Source organism: Pseudomonas sp. GR 6-02, assembly GCF_001655615.1.
GTDB lineage: Bacteria > Pseudomonadota > Gammaproteobacteria > Pseudomonadales > Pseudomonadaceae > Aquipseudomonas.
The window spans coordinates 38,647-57,219 of sequence record NZ_CP011567.1; the positions used below are offsets into that span (position 1 = coordinate 38,647).

Sequence of the window (18,573 nt, forward strand, 5' to 3'; positions counted from 1 at the left end):
GTGGTTTAAACACATCCTCAAAGGAATACACATGGAATGGCTGACCAACCCTGAAATCTGGGTTGCCTTCTTCACCCTGACCGCCCTGGAGATCGTCCTGGGCATCGACAACATCATCATGATCTCGATCCTGGTCAGCCGCATGCCCAAACACATGCAGGCGCGTACCCGGATCTTCGGCCTGGCGCTGGCCATGGTCACCCGGATTCTGTTGCTGCTGTCGATCACCTGGGTCATGCGTCTCACCGCGGACCTGTTCGAAGTGTTCGGCCAGGGTATTTCCGGGCGTGACCTGATCTTGTTCTTCGGTGGTCTGTTCCTGCTGTGGAAAAGCTCGCAAGAGATGTATCACGCGCTGGAAGGCGAGGATGAAACCAGCGACGAGCCAAGTGGCAAGGGCGGTAACTTCCTCTACACCATTATCCAGATCGCGATCATCGACATCGTGTTCTCGCTGGACTCCGTCATCACTGCCGTTGGCATGGTGTCCCACGTACCGGTCATGGTCGCGGCAATCATCGTCGCAGTGCTGGTGATGATGTGGGCTTCCGGCACCATCAGCGAGTTCATCGACAAGCACCCGTCGCTGAAAATGCTGGCGCTGTCTTTCCTGTTGATCGTCGGTACCGTGCTGATTGCCGAATCCTTCGATGTGCATGTGCCGAAAGGCTACGTCTACTTCGCCATGGCGTTCTCGCTGGCAGTGGAAGCGATCAACATCAGGATGCGCACCGCGATTGCGAAAAAACGCACACAGCAAGAGCCGGTGAAACTGCGCAAGGATGTTCCGGGTCAGTAACCCGAACACCCTGCTGTGACAAAGGGGCCTTCGGGCCCCTTTGTCATGTCTGCATCAAACTGTTTTCATGACAGTTTTGTTTCAATCGCTTCTTTAGCTATGCGATGCTGGCGTCCAGACCGTTAGCCAACTACAGCTTAGGGGGCGGTCTCAATTAATTTCCCTGCCGCGCCGGGTCTGCTGTTGTGCAGGGCAAGGCGCGAGAAGCGTGGTTTGGTCATTCCAAATAAGCTTCGAGCAACGCAGCCCTGCACAACAGCAGGCCCGGCCCTTCGGGTTGTGCCTTAAAGTGGGCCAGGCTGCGTTGCAGGCCTTGGAAAGGGAACAACCATTCCCAGCGGCCTGCGCCTAGCCTGGCCCGCTTTAAGGCGACAACGCGGCAGGGAAATTAATTGAGACCGCCCCCTAGTACAGAACGTAGAAGATCGCGGCATCGTTAACTTGCCCCGCTGGGGCGCTACCACCACAGGGGGCCTGTATGCTCACCCTGCTCAATTTATTATCGGCCGTGGCCTTGCTGATCTGGGGCACGCACATCGTCCGAACCGGCATCCTGCGGGTTTATGGCTCCAACTTGCGCCATGTGATCGGCCAGAACATGGCCAGGCGCTGGCTGGCGTTTATCGCCGGGATCATGGTGACCGCCATGGTCCAGAGCAGCAACGCCACCGCCATGCTCGTCACCTCATTTGTCGGTCAAGGCCTGATGGCGCTGACCCCGGCCCTGGCGACGATGCTCGGTGCCGACGTCGGTACCGCACTGATGGCGCGGGTACTGACCCTCGACCTGTCGTGGCTGTCACCGCTGCTGATCTTCCTCGGGGTGATTTTCTTTCTGTCGCGCAAGCAGACCCGGGTCGGGCAGATGGGGCGGGTCAGCATCGGTCTGGGGCTGATCATTCTGGCGCTGCAACTGATCGTCGAGGCCGCCACGCCGATCACTCATGCTCAGGGAGTGAAGGTGATTTTTGCCTCTCTGACCGGCGATATCTTGCTCGATGCGCTGGTCGGTGCACTGTTCGCGATGATTTCATACTCCAGCCTGGCCGCCGTATTACTGACCGCGACCCTCGCCGGTGCCAGCGTGATCAGCCTGCCAGTGGCCATCGGCCTGGTGATCGGCGCCAACATCGGCAGCGGCGTTCTCGCCTTCCTCAGCACCAGCATGCAGAACGCCGCCGGCCGTCAGGTGGCGCTGGGCAGCCTGTTGTACAAACTGATTGGTCTGCTGCTGATCATTCCGGTGCTCGATCCACTGGTGCACTGGATCGACAGCTTCGACTTCAGCGCTCAGGAAATGGTCATCGGCTTCCACCTGCTCTACAACACCGCGCGCTGCCTGATCCTGTTGCCCAGCGTCGGGCTGATGGCCAGGCTCTGTGCTTGGCTGCTGCCGGAGCGGCCGGACATCAACGGCACGGCCAAACCGCGGCACCTTGACCCGACGGCATTGGTGACCCCCAGCCTGGCGCTGGCCAATGCCGCCCGGGAAACCCTGCGCATCGGCGATCTGGTCGACAACATGCTCGAAGCCATGCTCGCCGTACTGCGTGGCAAACAGACCGCCGTTACCCAGGAAATCCGTCGCCTGACCGATGATGTCGAAGCGCTCTACAGCGCGATCAAACTCTATCTGGCGCAAATGCCTCGGGAAGACCTCAGCGAACAAGATAGCCAACGGTGGGCTGAAACCATCGAGCTGGCGATTAACCTTAAACTGGCCAGTGACCTGATCGAACGCATGCTGCGCAAGGTTCAGCAGCAGAAAACCGCGCAGAGGCGGTCGTTTTCCGAGGTCGGTCTGGAAGAATTGGCGGGCCTGCACAGCCAGCTGATTGCCAACCTGCGCCTGGGGTTGTCGGTGTTCCTCAGTTCCGATCCGGAAAGTGCTCGCCAGTTACTGCGTGAGAAACGTCGCTTTCGCGCACAGGAACGCCGCCTGGCCCACGCTCATGTCAGTCGTTTGCACCGTAAGATTGTGCAAAGCATCGAGACCAGTTCGCTGCATCTGGAGCTGATCGCTGACATGAGGCGCCTCAATTCGCTGTTTTGCAGCAGTGCCTATGCGGTGTTGGGCACTTCGGACACCGGTGCTCTGGCGGTCGACGATTTGGCTGACATCACTCATTCACCCTGAACGTCCACAGTTGCCTGAAGTCTGTTGTACTTACGCTGTCGTACGGAAACTCGTTATGCGCTGTCTGCTATTCGCTTGTCTGTTGCTCGGCGCCCTGCCCTCATTTGCCCTGGATCGCTTTCAGGTCGAGGGCTATACGCTGCCCAACGGTCTGCAATTGGTCCTCAAACCGGGCACCGAGCGCGGGCATGTGGCGATTCGGCTGGTAGTCGGCGTGGGTCTGGATGATTTCAGCTGCGCCGACAAGGAGCTGCCGCATCTGCTCGAACACTTGCTGTTCAGCGGCATCGACGCCACCGGCGAAGGTGGTCTGGAGGAGCGCATGCAGGCCCTGGGGGGTGAGTGGAACGCTTACACCAGCAACGCCGACACCACGTTCGTCATCGAAGCACCGGCGAAAAACCAGCGTAAGGCCCTCGATCTGTTGTTGGCTCTGCTGACCCAGACCCGTATCGACGACAACGCTATCAACGTCGCCAAGCAGGTGGTCGAGCGCGAAGACGGTGGCCATTATTCGCACCTGCAACGCTGGCTGGATCGCCAGGACCTGGGCCACACCGCCAGTAATCAGTTGGCGGTGGAACTGGGCCTCAAATGCCAGGAGCGCGCCGAAGTCAGTCACCTGACCCGCGAGCAACTGGAGAAGGTGCGCAAAGCCTGGTACGCGCCCAACAACATGACCCTGATCGTGGTCGGCGAGCTCGACCGCCTGCTGCCGGCCTATCTGGAACGGGCGTATGGCGCGCTCGTAGCCGTCGAGCCTGCCGATCACCTGCCCTTGCCGACAATCCAGGCCAGCGCGGCCCACGAGCGTACTCTGAGCCACGGTTTTGTCGGTGGCGGCGCCAAGTTGCACTGGCTGGTGCCGGAACCGGTGCAGGAAGACCAGCCCGACGAAACGTTCGATCTGCTCAAGGACTACCTGGACTGGGCGCTTTATCGCCAACTGCGCCTGGTCCATGGGTTGTCCTATGGGCCCTCGGCCGAGCGTGAGGTGTTTGGCGGAGTGGGCTTCATGAGCCTGAACGCCGATCTTGAACGCGGCGACGTGCCGGCAGCTGAACAGGTGCTGGATGAGCTCAAAGCCGGTTTGCTCAAGGACGGTCTCGACGCCACCACCTTCGCCCGCCTCAAGCAGGCCGCCATCGCCCGTCAGGCCTGGGCCGTGCAAGGCAATAGCGCCCTGGCGGATTACTACTGGAGCGCCCTTGGGGACTACGAGGACGGCCATTTCACCAACCCGGCCAAGGCACTGCAAGAAGTGACGCTGGCCGAGGCGAACCAGGCGATGCGTGAGTTGCTGCTGCAACCGGGGTATTTGCGGATCGAGAAGCCGTTGGTGAGTTATGACCAGTTGATGTGGGCGATTGCCGGGGTATTTGGATTGATGGTGCTTGGGGCATTGGGTTGGCGTGTTCACCGCAGAAAGTAGTTATTTCCCTGTGGCGAGAGAGCTTGCTCCCGCTCGGCTGCGCAGCAGCCGTAAACCGGTATCGGAGATCTACTTGAAATTACGCGGTGGGTGGTTTTAGGGCCGCTTCGCGACCCAGCGGGAGCAAGCTCCCTCGCCACAGGGTTTGGGGTTGGTCAACGTAACCGGAACCCTCGCCACAGGCCCCCTCGGACGGTACCCTGTCGGGGATTTTTCCCACGACTATTGTGAACCGCCGAATGCCGACTCTGACCCTGTACATACAGCGCATCCTGGAATTGATGAAGCGCTACCCCGGGGTCATCGCGCTCGGCGGTTTCATTTCCGGGGTCGGCAGCTTCATCTTGGTGGATCGCCAGCAAGGCCTGGCGACCTGGATCACCACCATCATGCTGGTCAGCTGGGTCTGGCTGATGCTGGAAAACAGCCTCACTGAGTTGTTCGCCAAGGTCTTCAAGCGCGAAATACCCCAGCCCCTGCTGCGTTATGCGACGCAGATGATCCATCAGGAAAGCCTGTTCTTCGTCCTGCCGTTCTTTTTCATCACCACCACCTGGAACAGCGGCCAACTGTTTTTCACGGGGTTGTTGGGCATGGCGGCGTTGATCTCGATCACCGACCCGCTCTACTACAAATGGCTGGCGCCGCGCCGCTGGGCGTTCCTGGCGCTGCATACCCTGACCCTCTTCGCCGCCCTGCTGACCGCCCTGCCCGTCATCCTGCACCTGACCACCTCCCAGAGCTTCAAACTGGCGCTGGGCATCGCCATGGTGCTGTCGTTCCCCAGTCTGGCGTCGATCTTCCCGATTCGGACCGTGCGCAATGCGTTGGCGATCCTCAGCATCACCGTGGGCATCGGCGCTGTCGGCTGGGTGCTGCGTTCCTGGGTTCCGCCGGCCACCCTGTGGATGACCGATGTGGCGATCAGCACCCAAATGCAGGACCGCACCCCCGGCAAGAGCCTGGAAGAAGTCAGCGCCGAGCAGATTCGTGGCGACGGTTTGTACGCCTACACCGCGATCAATGCCCCACGGGGGCTGGACGAGCGGATTTATCACGTCTGGATGTTCAACGGTAAAGAGGTCGACCGCATCCCTCTGGATATCCACGGCGGGCGCAAGGAAGGCTACCGCGCCTGGACCCATAAGCAGAATTTCCCCGGCAATCCCGCGGGTAAATGGCAAGTTCGGGTGCTCACCGAAGACGGCCAGTTGATCGGCGTGCTGCGCTTCAAGGTCATGGACAGCACACCCATCAAAGATAAGTAACGCGGTTCGTGCTATTAATCTGGTCTGCGCAATTGCCGAACAAGCAGGAGCTTATGACCAGCAGCACAACGCCTGGCAATGTCCGACTGGATACCTCGCACATCCCTGCCCTGCTGCGGGTCACGGGTGACTGGACGCTCGCTCATTACGCCGATCTCAGCCACCTGAGCGAAAAGCTCCGTGGCCAATACGACAACAACACCCCCATCGACCTCAACGGCCTCGGTGCCCTGGACACGGCGGGTGCATCGCTGTTGGTGGAGTTGCTGGGTTCCGAGCGTCTGGGCAAGTCCGCCGAACACCCTGATTGCACCCTTTCCTCCGCCGATCGCGCCTTGCTGCAGACGGTGTATTGCTCGCTGACTGATTTCTGCGTGCCGATCAAAGAGCCGGAAATCAGCGTCGGCATTCAACTGCTGACCCGTATCGGCCGTGCGGTCGATGCGGTCTGGCAGGACGCCCTGCAGGTGCTGGGTTTTGTCGGCCTGATCCTGCAAACCATCGCGCGCGGGCTGTTTTGTCCCAAGCGCTGGCGCCTCACGCCGATGGTCGCGCACATTGAGCAGACTGGCCTCGACGCCGCTCCCATCGTCGCCCTGCTGACCTTTATGGTGGGCGCCGTGGTAGCGTTTCTCGGTGCGACTGTGCTGGCGAGCTTCGGCGCGAGCATTTTTACCGTGGACCTGGTGGCGTTTTCTTTTTTGCGCGAATTCGGCGTGTTGCTCACCGCGATCCTGATGGCCGGCCGCACCGCCAGTGCGTTCACCGCGCAGATCGGCTCGATGAAGGCCAACGAAGAAATCGATGCGATCCGCACCCTCGGCCTCGACCCGATGGAGTTGCTGGTGGTGCCGCGGGTATTGGCGTTGCTGGTGGCGCTGCCGATGCTGACCTTCCTGGCGATGTTGTCGGGGATTGTCGGCGGTGGCGTGGTGTGTGCGCTGTCGCTGGATATATCGCCGGCGATGTTCCTGTCGCTGCTGCAATCGGACATCGGCGTTCAGCACTTCCTGGTGGGGATCGTCAAAGCGCCGATTTTTGCGTTCCTGATCGCCGCCATCGGCTGTCTTGAAGGCTTCAAGGTCAGCGGCAGCGCCGAGTCCGTCGGCGCGCACACCACGTCGAGTGTGGTGCAGTCGATTTTCGTGGTGATCGTCCTCGATGCCGTGGCCGCATTGTTTTTCATGGAGATGGGCTGGTGAGTCGTCTACCCCGAGCGCCTTCCGAGGCGGTGATCGAAGTCCGTGGGCTGTGCAATCGCTTCGGCCGCCAGAGCGTGCACGAGAACCTCGACCTGGATTTGTACAAAGGCGAAATTCTGGCGGTGGTCGGCGGTTCCGGCAGCGGCAAATCGGTGCTGTTGCGCAGCATCGTCGGCTTGCGCCAGCCCAGCGAAGGGCTGGTGAAGGTCTTCGGCAAGAACTTGCCGAGCCTGTCGGAGCACGAGCGTTCGCTGGTCGAGCGGCGCTTCGGCGTGTTGTTCCAGAAAGGCGCCCTGTTCTCTTCGCTGACAGTGACCGAGAACGTCGCCCTGCCCCTTATCGAACACGCCGGCCTGAGCCGTACCGATGCCGAGCACTTGGCGGCGGTGAAACTGGCATTGGCCGGATTGCCGTTGTCGGCGGCCGACAAGTACCCTGCTTCACTGTCTGGCGGCATGATTAAGCGCGCCGCCCTGGCCCGGGCGCTGGCGCTGGACCCGGACATTCTGTTTCTCGACGAGCCCACCGCTGGTCTCGACCCGATTGGCGCGGCGGCGTTCGATCAATTGATTCTGACCCTGCGCGACGCGTTGGGTTTGAGTGTGTTTCTGGTCACACACGACCTCGACACGCTCTACACCATCACCGACCGGGTGGCGGTGCTGGCGCAAAAGAAAGTACTGGTGGCGGATGCCATCGACAAGGTTTCGGAAACCGACGACGCGTGGATTCACGAATACTTCCATGGCCCTCGCGGCCGCGCGGCGCTGACGGCCGCTAACCAGCTCAACGAGGTCTGACATGGAAACCCGAGCCCATCACGTATTGATCGGCCTGTTCACCGTCATAGTGGTGGCAGGCGCCCTGCTCTTCGGTCTGTGGCTGGCCAAGTCCAGCGTCGACACTGAATTCAAGGATTATGAAATCGTCTTCAACGAGGCGGTCAGCGGTTTGTCCAAGGGCAGCGCCGTGCAGTACAGCGGGATCAAGGTCGGCGATGTAGTGACGCTGCGCCTGGACCCGAATGATCCGCGCCGGGTGTTGGCGCGGATCCGCCTGGGCGGCGATACCCCGATCAAGGAAGACACCCAGGCCAAACTGGCGCTGACCGGGATCACCGGCACCTCGATCATTCAGCTCAGCGGCGGCACGCCGCAAAGTCCGACACTCAAGGGCAAGGGCGGCAATTTGCCGACCATCGTGGCATCACCCTCGCCTATCGCCCGTTTGATGAGCGACAGTAACGATCTGATGACCGGTGTGAACGTGTTGATGCAGAACGCCAATCAGATGTTTTCTTCGGAAAACGTCGAGCGCATCAGCAAGACCCTTGAGCATCTGGAGCAAACCACCGGCATCATCGCCGACCAGCGCGGCGACATCGGCCAAGCCATGCAGCAACTGGCGTCGATCAGTAAACAGGCCTCCGCCACACTCGAACAAACTGCTGGGCTGATGCGCAACGCCAACAGCCTGCTCAACGATCAGGGCAAGCAGATGTTTGGCAGTGCCGAGCAAGCCATGAAGTCCCTGGAACGGAGCAGCGCGACCATCAACTCATTGCTCACCACTAATCAGGATTCCCTCAACAACGGCATGCAGGGCCTCAATGGCCTGGCGCCGGCAGTGCGTGAGTTGCGCGACACCTTGAGCTCGCTGCGCACCATTTCCCAGCGGCTTGAGGCCAACCCCAGCGGTTACCTGCTGGGCAGTGACAAGAACAAGGAGTTCACGCCATGAAGCTGATCCCGTTAGCCTTGGCTGTCGGTTTTGCCCTGACCAGTGCCTGCTCGATTCTGCCCAAGTCCGAGCCATCCGATGTCTACCGGTTGCCCTCGGCCCAGAGCGGCGCACCGGCCAATCACAGCACGGCGTTGCACTGGTCGCTGCGGCTGGCCAAGCCGCAGACCAGCGAAGCCTTGAACAACCCGAAGATCGCCGTGATCCCTCAGGGTGACCTGATCAGCAGCTACAAGGCTTCCCGCTGGAGCGACCCGGCGCCGGTGCTGCTGCGCAATCGTCTGCTCGATGGTTTCCAGCGTGACGGTCGGGTGCCGTTGCTCAGCACCGATGACAGCAATTTGCAGGCGGACCTGGAGCTGGGCGGCAACCTGCAGGCGTTCCAGACCGAATACCAAGGCACGACGGCGAGCGTGGTCGTGCGGCTGGATGCATTGCTGGTGCGTGGGTATGACCAGCGCATCCTCGCCAGTCGGCGCTTTGAAGTGCGTCAGCCGTTGAGCGATGTGAAGGTGCCGGCGGTGGTCGCCGGGTTCGGCCAGGCCAGCGACCAGTTGACGGCACAGGTGGTGGCCTGGACGGTGGAGCAGGGTCAGAAAGTCGTGCCGCCGCTGAGGCCCTGAAGCCACCGCTGAACCCTGTGGGAGTGGGTTTGCCCCCACAGGGTTTTCGTTTAGCCGAAGAACCAGTAGCAAACCCCGATGGCCCCCAGCACCCCGCCAAGCTCCGCCAGCAGCGCACAGCCCACTGCATGCCGTGCACGCTGGATGCCCACCGCGCCGAAATACACCGCCAAGACATAGAAGGTCGTTTCGGTACTGCCCTGGACTGTCGCCGCCACCAGCGCCGGGAAGCTGTCCACCCCCTCGGTCTTCATGGTTTCAATCAGCATTGCCCGGGCGGCACTGCCGGAGAACGGTTTGACCATGGCCGTCGGCAGCGCATCGACGAAGCGTGTGTCCCACCCGGCCCACGCCACCAGGTGACGAATCCCGTCCAGACCGAAGTCCAGCGCCCCGGACGCCCGCAGCACACCCACGGCGCAGAGCATCGCCACCAGATACGGCAGCAGGTTCTTGGCGACGTCGAAGCCTTCTTTGGCGCCTTCGACGAATGCCTCGTAGACCTTCACCTTGCGTAATGCGCCGATGATCATAAACAGCATGATCAAGCCGAACAGCGTCACGTTGCCGAGGACCGATGACAGGCTCGCCAGCGCAGTCGCCGAGAGTGTCGCCAGCAGTGCCATGAAGCCGCCAAGGGCGAGGGCGCCGGGAATCAGGTATGCCAGCACCACCGGGTCCCAGATGCGCAGGCGTTGCATGAACGCTACGGTCAGGAAGCCGACGATGGTTGAGCAACTGGTGGCGAGCAGAATCGGCAGGAACACCAGCGTCGGATCGGGCGCGCCTTGCTGGGCGCGGTACATGAAGATCGTCACGGGCAGCAGGGTCAGGGAGGAGGCGTTGAGCACCAGGAAGAGGATCTGCGCGTTGCTGGCGATCGTTGCACTGGGGTTGAGCTCTTGCAGCGCCTTCATGGCTTTGAGGCCGATCGGTGTGGCGGCGTTGTCCAGGCCCAGGCCGTTGGCGGCGAAGTTCAGGGTGATCAGGCCGATGGCGGGATGACCGGCCGGCACTTCCGGCATCAGGCGCAGGAACAGTGGCCCCAGCGCCTTGGCCAGCCACTCGACGATCCCGGCCTTCTCGGCGATCCGCAGAAAGCCCAGCCAGAGGGTGAGGGTGCCGAACAACAGGATCATGACCTCGACCGACAATTTGGCCATGGCGAAAATACTTTCCACCATCGCCGCAAAGATCCCGGCGTTACCACCGATCAGCCACTGCGCCAGCGCCGATACGGCTGCCACGATGAAGAAGCCAAGCCACAGGCCATTAAGCATCAGTCAAATCCCCCGGAAGATGCGGCGAATGATAGCGGGGTAGGCAGAAACGACAAACCCCGGATTTCTCCGGGGTTTGTTGGGGGCTCTTGTGGGAGCGGGCATTAGTTGCTGGAGGTTTCACCAACCGGCAGCTTTTCCTTGCTGCGCCAGTGCGGCAGGGAGTTCCAGTAGCGCTGGCCCTTGGCGTCGTCGTACATGCCTTCCCAGCGCGAGATGACCAGCACGGCCAAGGCGTTGCCGATCACGTTCAGCGCGGTACGGGCCATATCCATGATGCGGTCGACACCGGCGATGAATGCCAGGCCTTCCAGCGGAATACCGACGCTGCCCAGAGTGGCTAGCAACACCACGAAGGACACACCCGGTACGCCGGCGATGCCTTTAGAGGTGACCATCAGGGTCAGCACCAGCAGCAGTTGCTGGCTGATTGACAGGTCGATGCCGTACAGCTGGGCAATGAAGATCGCCGCGATGCTCTGGTACAGGGTCGAACCGTCGAGGTTGAACGAGTAGCCGGTCGGTACCACGAAGCTGCAAATGGCTTTCGGCGCGCCGTAGGCTTCCATCTTCTCGATCACGCGCGGCAGCACGGTTTCGGAACTGGCGGTGGAGTAGGCCAGGACCAGCTCATCCTTGAAGATGCGCATCAGCTTGATCACCGAGAAGCCGAACAGGCGAGCGATCAGGCCCAGCACCACGAAGGCGAAGAAGGCGACGGCGAAGTAAACCAGGACGACCAACTTGGCCAGTGGCAGCAGGGAGGCGAAGCCGAAGTTGGCCACGGTCACCGCGATCAGTGCGAACACGCCGATCGGGGCGTAGTTCATGATCATGTGGGTGACTTTGAACATGCTTTCCGACACGCCCTGGAACATCTTCACCAGAGGTTCGCGCAGGTCCGATTGCAGGCTCGACAGACCGAGACCGAACAACACGGAGAAGAAGATGATCGGCAGCATCTCGCCGCGCATCATGGCCGCAAAGATGTTCGACGGGATCAGGTTGAGGATGGTTTCGATGAACGCGTGTTCATGCTGAACCTCGGCAGCAGTGGCCTGGTACTTGGAAATATCCACGGTACCCAGGGTGCTCATGTCGATGCCGCTGCCCGGATGGACCACGTTGGCCAGCACCAGACCGACCAGAATGGCGATGGTGGTGACGATCTCGAAGTAAATGATGGTCTTCAGACCGATACGCCCGAGTTTTTTCGCGTCCCCAACGCCAGCGATGCCGACGACCAGCGAGGAGATTACGATCGGGATCACGATCATCTTGATCAGACGGATAAAGATATCGCCTGCTGGTTGCAGGACGTTGCTGATCCACCAGGCCTTTTCAGCGCTGAAGTGGTTGAGCAGTGCACCTATTGCTATCCCCAGAACCAGACCGATGAGGATCTGCCAGGCGAGGCTAAGCTTTGCCTTCTTCATATCTTTACCCTTACTTGCGTTTGACTCAGGCCGATGCATGAACTGCAACGCTCAATGGCGAAGCCGTCTTGCACCAACCCCCGTATAAGGTCCCCGCGAGCGAGCATTTACAGCTCTCTGGCAGCGAAAAAGGCGCAACTATTCCGATGCGGGGAAGCGCCGTCTAATGCCGTAAACGCCTACCCTATGCCGAATCGGCATGAGATTTTTCAACTGAAACCCACGTCCCAGCCGGTTCGAATGCGACATTTCGGCAGGTATAAGTGCCGTGAACCGGCCATTTCAGCGCCGGTTGATGTTTTTTTGAACCAGTGAAAATTTAGGAGATGTCCTACGTTCGACTGCGATTTTTCTTCTCATGAAAGTCAGAGCTTTCTCGATATACGGTCACGAAGAAACACCGCGAAACGGTTTTGCGGGGAATATGCAGCAAGAACATATGAGCAGAATGCTCTAGATCAACGTTTTGCACGTTGAAGCTCTCCGCAAGTCCGTCGAGCCACGCTAGGCCGACGAACTTGCGTCGCAGCTTCACCTGACCCGGCCCTTGCGCGGCTACTCCCTGTACCCGTAGGTCACTCCGACCCTGAAGCAGTCAGAACGTCCCGACCCCTTGGTCATGCGTCTACCGTCCTCGGGTAGCGCAGTGGAAAGAAGCGTGAGGCCTCTTTCGTGTTTCGAACTCAATACCGGCGTGGATCTTTCTTCAGTCGCGCCATCCACATCTTCTGCATGCCTTCGTCCGGTTTACCGAGTAAGCGGTAGTCGGCATGTCGCGTGGGTGGCCGCGATCGTCATGGCACTGCCGCCCAGAAGCAGGGCGGCCGCCAATGTCTTTAACCAAAACACACATATCAACCTCGACCGCGACGGCCAAAGAAGAAGGAAGCAATGAACATCACCAGGAATACGACAAAGAGAATCTTGGCGATACCCGTGGCGGTGCCCGCGATACCACCGAAGCCCAATACTGCAGCGATGATGGCAATGATCAGGAATGTGATTGCCCAGCTCAACATGGTGATTCTCCTTACGCTTCTATTTAAGGATGTTGCTTGTGGTGCATTTCCCGGCGCGTTGAGCGCGCCAAGTTCGTTTGCTTAAAACACCCAGCGTTCCTGGGAGGGCGTCTCGTCCACAGGCCGGGCCTGGTCGACGCCCATCATTCGTATTGAGGCGTTGTCAGCCGGGTTGCTGCTGACGGCGCTGAAGTGGCTTTGGGGGGGATGTGGAATCGAAAGGTGCACTGGCGCCGGTTGCGCGCTTTGCTCCCAACGCATGTACTGCTGGCCACCAATCAGGGTGATCAACAACGCCAACAGGGCAAACAAGCCTTGCTGGACATGCAGTGGCGAAAGACGCAATTGGGCGGCACTTTGGCGATTCATCCTGAAGTTCCTCCCATACGGGTAGTGATCTTTGGCGGGCGCTGGTTCATTAAATGCCCTGATTACCTAGACCATTGCAGCCTGCATGCCAGCTTTAATAAAGAATAAATACGATAGAAATCAAAAGGTTATTGTGTTTGTAGAAAACGTTTTAGACGCATCCTGCACGATGATCCGTTTGCAGTCGTGCGTAATGCACGATGAGTTCGCAGGCACTTTCAATATTTTTGGAATTGCGGGGAGGGCGTAGATGTCAGAAAGGGACGCAGGCAATCGCTGAAAGAATGGTCTGTAAATAAAAGTTCAAATAAATCAGCGTATTAGCTGAACTTTGAGTAGATAGATAGCCTGTTGTGGCTGGAATCGACCAGAATCAATCATGCAACTTGCCCGATTTTTCCGGGACTAACCAAGAACACCTATTAAAGGAGCGTAGGAACATGGAATCAGCCACTGAGCATCAAGGCCGCATTCTGCTGGTGGACGACGAATCCGCCATCCTTCGAACCTTTCGCTATTGCCTCGAAGACGAAGGCTACAGCGTGGCCACCGCGACCAGCGCTGCTCAGGCCGAAGCCTTGTTGCAGCGTCAGGTTTTCGATCTGTGCTTCCTCGATTTGCGCCTGGGTGAAGACAATGGCCTCGATGTGCTGGCCCAGATGCGAATTCAGGCGCCCTGGATGCGTGTGGTGATCGTCACCGCTCACTCGGCCGTAGACACTGCCGTGGATGCAATTCAGGCCGGTGCCGCCGACTATCTGGTCAAACCTTGCAGCCCCGATCAGTTACGTCTGGCCACCGCCAAACAGCTGGAAGTGCGGCAACTCTCGGCACGCCTGGAAGCCCTCGAAGGTGAAGTGCGTAAACCCAAGGAGGGGCTGGACTCCCACAGCCCGGCGATGAAAGTGGTGCTTGAAACCGCACGCCAGGTCGCCAGTACCGACGCCAACATTCTGATTCTCGGAGAGTCCGGCACCGGTAAAGGTGAGCTGTCACAGGCCATTCATGGCTGGAGCAAACGCCAGAAGAAATCCTGCATCACCATCAACTGCCCCTCCCTGACAGCGGAATTGATGGACAGTGAACTCTTCGGCCACAGCCGTGGCGCGTTCACCGGTGCCAGCGAAAGCACCTTGGGGCGTGTCAATCAGGCTGATGGCGGAACGTTGTTTCTCGACGAGATCGGCGATTTTCCCCTGACCTTGCAGCCAAAGTTGCTGCGTTTCATCCAGGACAAGGAATACGAGCGTGTGGGTGACCCGGTGACCCGTCGCGCCGACGTGCGAATCCTCGCGGCTACCAACCTCAACCTTGAAGACATGGTCCGCGACGGGCGCTTTCGTGAGGATTTGCTCTATAGGCTGAACGTCATCACTTTGCACCTGCCGCCGCTTCGCGAACGCAGGGAAGACATCCTGAACCTGGCTGACCGTTTCCTGGCGCGCTTCGTCAAGGAATACTCGCGTCCGGCCCGGTGTTTCAGCGACGAGGCCCGCGAGGCGCTGCTCAGCTACCGCTGGCCCGGCAATATCCGCGAGCTGCGCAACGTGGTGGAACGGGCGAGCATTATTTGTCCGCAGGAGCGGGTCGAGATCAGCCACTTGGGCATGGCCGAAGCTCCGACCAACAATACGCCACGCATTGGCGCCGCGTTGAGCCTGGATGAGTTGGAGAAAGCCCACATCGGCGCGGTCCTTGCCACCGCCGATACCCTGGATCAGGCGGCCAAGACCCTGGGTATCGACGCCTCGACCCTGTACCGCAAACGCAAGCAGTACAACCTGTGAGCTGCACCCGATGAAACTGGCGATGACATTGCGCACCCGGTTGTTCCTGAGTATTTCAGCCTTGATCACCGTGGCGCTGCTCGGGCTGTTGCTAGGCCTGGTCAGCGTGATGCAGATGGCTGGTACACAGGAGGCCCTGATCCGTGACAACTTCGTCAGGCTGGATCTGGGATTGAAGCTGCGCCAGACCCTGGGTGATCAACTGATCATCATGCTCGGCGAGAAGCCTGATCCCGCGGCGCTCGAGGCATCCCGACAGCATTACCTCGAATTGCTCGATGAAGGCATTGCTCGCGAGCCGTCCAGCGAGGGCGCCCAGTACGGTTTCAAAAAGGCCAAGGCTGATTACCAGAGCTTTCTGCAGGCCTACGATCTTTCCCGCGATACGGCACAGGTGCTCACTGGGGGCGGGGATCTCACGGAAAAATTCAACACGCTGCGCAACGGTTTGATCGCCGAACAGAAGCGCGCGCTGGATAACATCAGTGAAACCGAACGCCAGGCCCGGGACCGCGCGTTGCTGATTGCCGGCCTGCTCGGGTTGATCGGGGTGGGGGTGCTGTTCATCGGGTTCATTACCGCCCATGCGATCGCCCAGCGTTTCGGAGCTCCGATCGAGGCCCTGGCGGCGGCCGCTGACAACATCGGCCAAGGCAATTTCGAAGTGACTCTGCCGATTTCCTCCGCAGTGGAAATGAACCAGCTGACCCGACGCTTCGGAATCATGGCCGAGGCCCTGCGACAGCACCAAGCCACTAATATCGACGAGCTACTCGCCGGACAGCAGCGTTTGCAAGCAGTGCTCGATAGCATCGACGACGGTTTGCTGATCATTGATCGTCAAGGTCAGCTCGAGCACCTCAACCCGGTGGCTCAGCGCCAGTTAGGCTGGGACACCGAGCGTCTCGGCCAAGGGCTGGGCACGGCACTTGAGCGTCCCGAACTGGATGAACAACTGCATCTGGTGCTGCGCGGCGGCACCCTGGAACGAGTGCCGGACGACCTGAGCATCGAGGTTGACGGGGAGTCGCGATTGCTGACGTATAGCCTGACGCCGGTCAGCCATACCCAGGGTCATATTCTCGGCGCCGTGATGGTGTTGCATGACGTCACCGAGCAGCGTGCCTTCGAACGGGTGCGCAGCGAGTTCGTCTTGCGTGCTTCCCATGAGTTACGCACGCCGGTCACCGGGATGCACATGGCATTCGGCCTGTTCCGCGAGCGGGCGCATTTTGCCGAGGATTCCCGTGAGGCCGACTTGCTGAACACCGTGAATGAAGAAATGCAGCGCTTGATGCAGTTGATCAACGACCTGCTGAATTTCTCTCGCTATCAGAATGGCCTGCAAAAACTCACCCTGGCGCCGTGCTCCATCAAAGATTTACTGGAGCAGGCCCAGGCACGCTTTGCCGGCCCGGCGCAGGAGAAGGGCATTGAGCTGTTGGTGGAAGTGCAGGGAACGTTGCCACGGCTGCAAGCCGATCAGGCGCAACTGGAGCGGGTGCTCGATAACCTGATCGACAACGCCTTGCGTCATACCTCCCGCGACGGGCTGATACGTTTGCAGGCTCGACGTCATGGGGAGCGGGTGATTATCAGTGTCGAAGACAACGGCGAAGGCATTGCCTACAGCCAGCAAGGAAGGATATTCGAGCCTTTTGTTCAGGTCGGCCGCAAGAAGGGCGGCGCCGGGCTCGGTCTGGCGCTGTGCAAGGAGATCGTGCAGTTGCACGGTGGGCGGATGGGCGTGTATTCACGGCCGGGGCAGGGTTCGCAGTTCTACATGGCGCTGGCGGTATAAGCCTGAACCCTCTCAGTCTTCGTCATCCAGACGCCGCGTTGCTTGTCGGCGGCCACGGGTAATCAATTCGATGAATTGCACAGCGCTCAATGGGTGTGCGAACAGCCAGCCCTGACCGAACTTCACCCCCTCGCTGCTCAGAAACTCTGCCTGGGCTTCATGTTCGATGCCTTCGGCAATCACCTTGAGTTGCAGGGCCTGGGCCATGCGAATGATGTGCGGTGCCACGCCGCTGCTGGCGGCGTCATGACCCAGCGCGTCGATAAATGCTTTGTCGATTTTCAGGCAGTCCACGGGCAGTGTTTGCAGGTAGGCGAGGCTGCAATAGCCAGTGCCGAAGTCATCGATCAGCACCTGATGCCCGACATCGCGCAAGGCCTGCAGGTTTTCTCTGGCCACCACGACATCAACCAATCCGCGCTCGGTCACCTCAAAGGCAATCTGTCTGGCGGCTACACGGTGCAAGGCCAGCAGGCGCGCCATCACCTGACCGATACGCGGCACCATGACGTCGCAGGCCGCCAGGTTGACCGAGATATACAACTGCGGATTGGCGCGCAACAGTTGTCCGAGCTGTTCCAGCAGGCGCTGTAATACGAAATCAGTCATCTGGCGGATCTGGCCGGTGTTTTCCGCCATGGGAATGAACAGCTCGGGGCTGGTCAAGGTGCCGTCCGGCCTTCGCCAGCGCAGCAAGGCTTCGGCTCCGACACAGTTGCGACTGTCGAGGTCGAAGATCGGTTGATACAACACCTGCAATTCGCCTCGTTGTATCGCGCCGTGCAGTTCGGCATCCAGTGATTGACGCTGGCGCACCAGCAGAAACACCAGAATGCCTACGCAGGCACTTAGCGCGAGGCTGGCCGGAAGCAGCCACCACCAAACGGCCGGCACATGCATCCCGGTACGCGGGGTGATCAGCACCAGTTGGTATTCGGGAGTGTTGGTCGGCATTCGGTAAATCAGGCGGGTAGGGGTGACTTGCAGTGCATCGTGATTTTTCGGGGGCCAGGGTTGCGTCGGGGGCCACTCCTGCTCGGCACCGAGCACGGGAATCGCGCGGGTGTCGTGGTCGAGCACCACCAGCAGGCTGCTCCCCGGAGACAGATCAACCATGTCGGTCAAATGCCCGCGAGACGTAGCCACCCGGAAATTGCCACGCCCCAGCATCAGTGCGGCGCGGTTCTCATCGGGTTCGGTGGTGGTGTTCAACCAATAGCTGTAGGTGGGGCCCTCGATGTCCGGTGGCCGGATCACCGACAGCCCTTCCTGGCGGGGGCGGTTGGAGCAGATTCCTGAAGCATCCATGTAAGCGGCTTCGTAAACGAAGCGGTAATTGAAGCTGACTTGCTGCAATGTGGCGATCATTTCATCGTCGCAGCCCCGCAGCGGTTGAGCTTCAAGGTCATCGAGGCTTTCGCGCAGTTGCCCGAACAGCTGCTCCAGACGGACCAGAAAGCGCTCCCCCTGGGCGTTCATCTCCTGGCTTTCGTTGTCCTCGACCTGATGCATCGCAATGAACAGACTGCCGGTCATCAGCAGCGTGGCACTCAAGGCAGCCGCCAGCGTCGCCAGAAACCAAGGGCGATAGAACCAGCTACGCAGCTTCTCTCGAGCAGCCGTCATCATGGAATATCCGAAGGATTACCAATGAGTTATAGCTGCTGATTGGGAAAAGAC

Annotated in this window: 15 protein-coding genes and 1 pseudogene; 10 read left to right on the forward strand and 6 right to left on the reverse strand. The window is 59.9% G+C overall.

The genetic code is table 11. The features are described from left to right. Positions 1 to 31 precede the first annotated feature (31 nt). The 8 genes from PGR6_RS00175 (at position 32) to PGR6_RS00210 (ending at position 9,201) form a co-directional block, all read left to right on the forward strand. Positions 32 to 799, forward strand: coding sequence for a TerC family protein (locus tag PGR6_RS00175; protein ID WP_018927293.1), 768 nt, complete (start codon positions 32 to 34; stop codon positions 797 to 799). A 478-nt stretch (positions 800 to 1,277) separates the two neighbouring features. After that, entirely contained in the window at positions 1,278 to 2,936 is a 1,659-nt protein-coding gene (locus tag PGR6_RS00180) for a Na/Pi cotransporter family protein (protein ID WP_018927292.1), read from the forward strand. A gap of 55 nt (positions 2,937 to 2,991) precedes the next feature. Further along, positions 2,992 to 4,368, forward strand: a complete 1,377-nt coding sequence (locus tag PGR6_RS00185) for a M16 family metallopeptidase (RefSeq protein WP_018927291.1) — start codon at positions 2,992 to 2,994, stop codon at positions 4,366 to 4,368. Between the two features lie 239 nt (positions 4,369 to 4,607). Further along, on the forward strand, positions 4,608 to 5,636 hold the full coding sequence (locus PGR6_RS00190; RefSeq protein ID WP_028940067.1) for a DUF5924 family protein: 1,029 nt from the start codon (positions 4,608 to 4,610) through the stop codon (positions 5,634 to 5,636). Positions 5,637 to 5,689: 53 nt separating this feature from the next. Continuing rightward, the gene (locus PGR6_RS00195) at positions 5,690 to 6,838 is read left to right on the forward strand and encodes an MlaE family ABC transporter permease (RefSeq protein ID WP_018927289.1); all 1,149 of its coding nucleotides are present in this window, start codon (positions 5,690 to 5,692) and stop codon (positions 6,836 to 6,838) included. Beyond that, on the forward strand, positions 6,835 to 7,638 hold the full coding sequence (locus tag PGR6_RS00200; protein ID WP_018927288.1) for an ABC transporter ATP-binding protein: 804 nt from the start codon (positions 6,835 to 6,837) through the stop codon (positions 7,636 to 7,638). Before PGR6_RS00195 ends, PGR6_RS00200 begins: the two co-directional genes overlap by 4 nt. 1 nt (position 7,639) lies before the next feature. Next, positions 7,640 to 8,578 (forward strand): MlaD family protein, encoded by a 939-nt coding sequence (locus PGR6_RS00205; protein WP_018927287.1) that lies wholly within the window; start codon positions 7,640 to 7,642, stop codon positions 8,576 to 8,578. After that, positions 8,575 to 9,201, forward strand: coding sequence for an ABC-type transport auxiliary lipoprotein family protein (locus tag PGR6_RS00210; protein ID WP_019651219.1), 627 nt, complete (start codon positions 8,575 to 8,577; stop codon positions 9,199 to 9,201). The genes PGR6_RS00205 and PGR6_RS00210 overlap by 4 nt, the downstream gene beginning before the upstream one ends. Positions 9,202 to 9,251: 50 nt before the next feature. Here PGR6_RS00210 and PGR6_RS00215 read toward each other — a convergent pair whose 3' ends face one another. From PGR6_RS00215 to PGR6_RS00230, 5 genes and pseudogenes are all read right to left on the reverse strand, one after another. Further along, entirely contained in the window at positions 9,252 to 10,481 is a 1,230-nt protein-coding gene (locus tag PGR6_RS00215) for a nucleoside recognition domain-containing protein (RefSeq protein WP_064615660.1), read from the reverse strand. A gap of 104 nt (positions 10,482 to 10,585) precedes the next feature. Continuing rightward, positions 10,586 to 11,917, reverse strand: a complete 1,332-nt coding sequence (gltP, locus tag PGR6_RS00220; RefSeq protein ID WP_018927284.1) for a glutamate/aspartate:proton symporter GltP — start codon at positions 11,915 to 11,917, stop codon at positions 10,586 to 10,588. 683 nt (positions 11,918 to 12,600) lie between these two features. After that, a pseudogene (locus PGR6_RS28990) lies at positions 12,601 to 12,705 on the reverse strand (Ivy family c-type lysozyme inhibitor); the annotation flags it as partial. 66 nt (positions 12,706 to 12,771) lie between these two features. After that, positions 12,772 to 12,936: a DUF1328 domain-containing protein gene (locus PGR6_RS00225; RefSeq protein WP_003177151.1), complete on the reverse strand. Its 165-nt coding sequence runs from the start codon at positions 12,934 to 12,936 to the stop codon at positions 12,772 to 12,774. An 81-nt stretch (positions 12,937 to 13,017) separates the two neighbouring features. Beyond that, positions 13,018 to 13,305, reverse strand: coding sequence for a hypothetical protein (locus PGR6_RS00230; protein WP_064615662.1), 288 nt, complete (start codon positions 13,303 to 13,305; stop codon positions 13,018 to 13,020). A 440-nt stretch (positions 13,306 to 13,745) separates the two neighbouring features. On the opposite strand from PGR6_RS00230, the gene algB reads away from it, so the two are divergent. Beyond that, positions 13,746 to 15,092, forward strand: a complete 1,347-nt coding sequence (gene algB / locus PGR6_RS00235; protein WP_018927282.1) for a sigma-54-dependent response regulator transcription factor AlgB — start codon at positions 13,746 to 13,748, stop codon at positions 15,090 to 15,092. Positions 15,093 to 15,102: 10 nt separating this feature from the next. After that, complete coding sequence (locus PGR6_RS00240; RefSeq protein ID WP_018927281.1) at positions 15,103 to 16,893, forward strand: KinB sensor domain-containing domain; 1,791 nt, start codon at positions 15,103 to 15,105, stop codon at positions 16,891 to 16,893. A gap of 12 nt (positions 16,894 to 16,905) precedes the next feature. On the opposite strand, the gene PGR6_RS00245 is transcribed toward PGR6_RS00240, so the two are convergent. Then, positions 16,906 to 18,522 carry an EAL domain-containing protein gene (locus PGR6_RS00245; protein WP_018927280.1) on the reverse strand — a complete coding sequence of 539 codons (1,617 nt, stop codon included), beginning with the start codon at positions 18,520 to 18,522 and terminating at the stop codon, positions 16,906 to 16,908. Positions 18,523 to 18,573 lie beyond the last annotated feature (51 nt).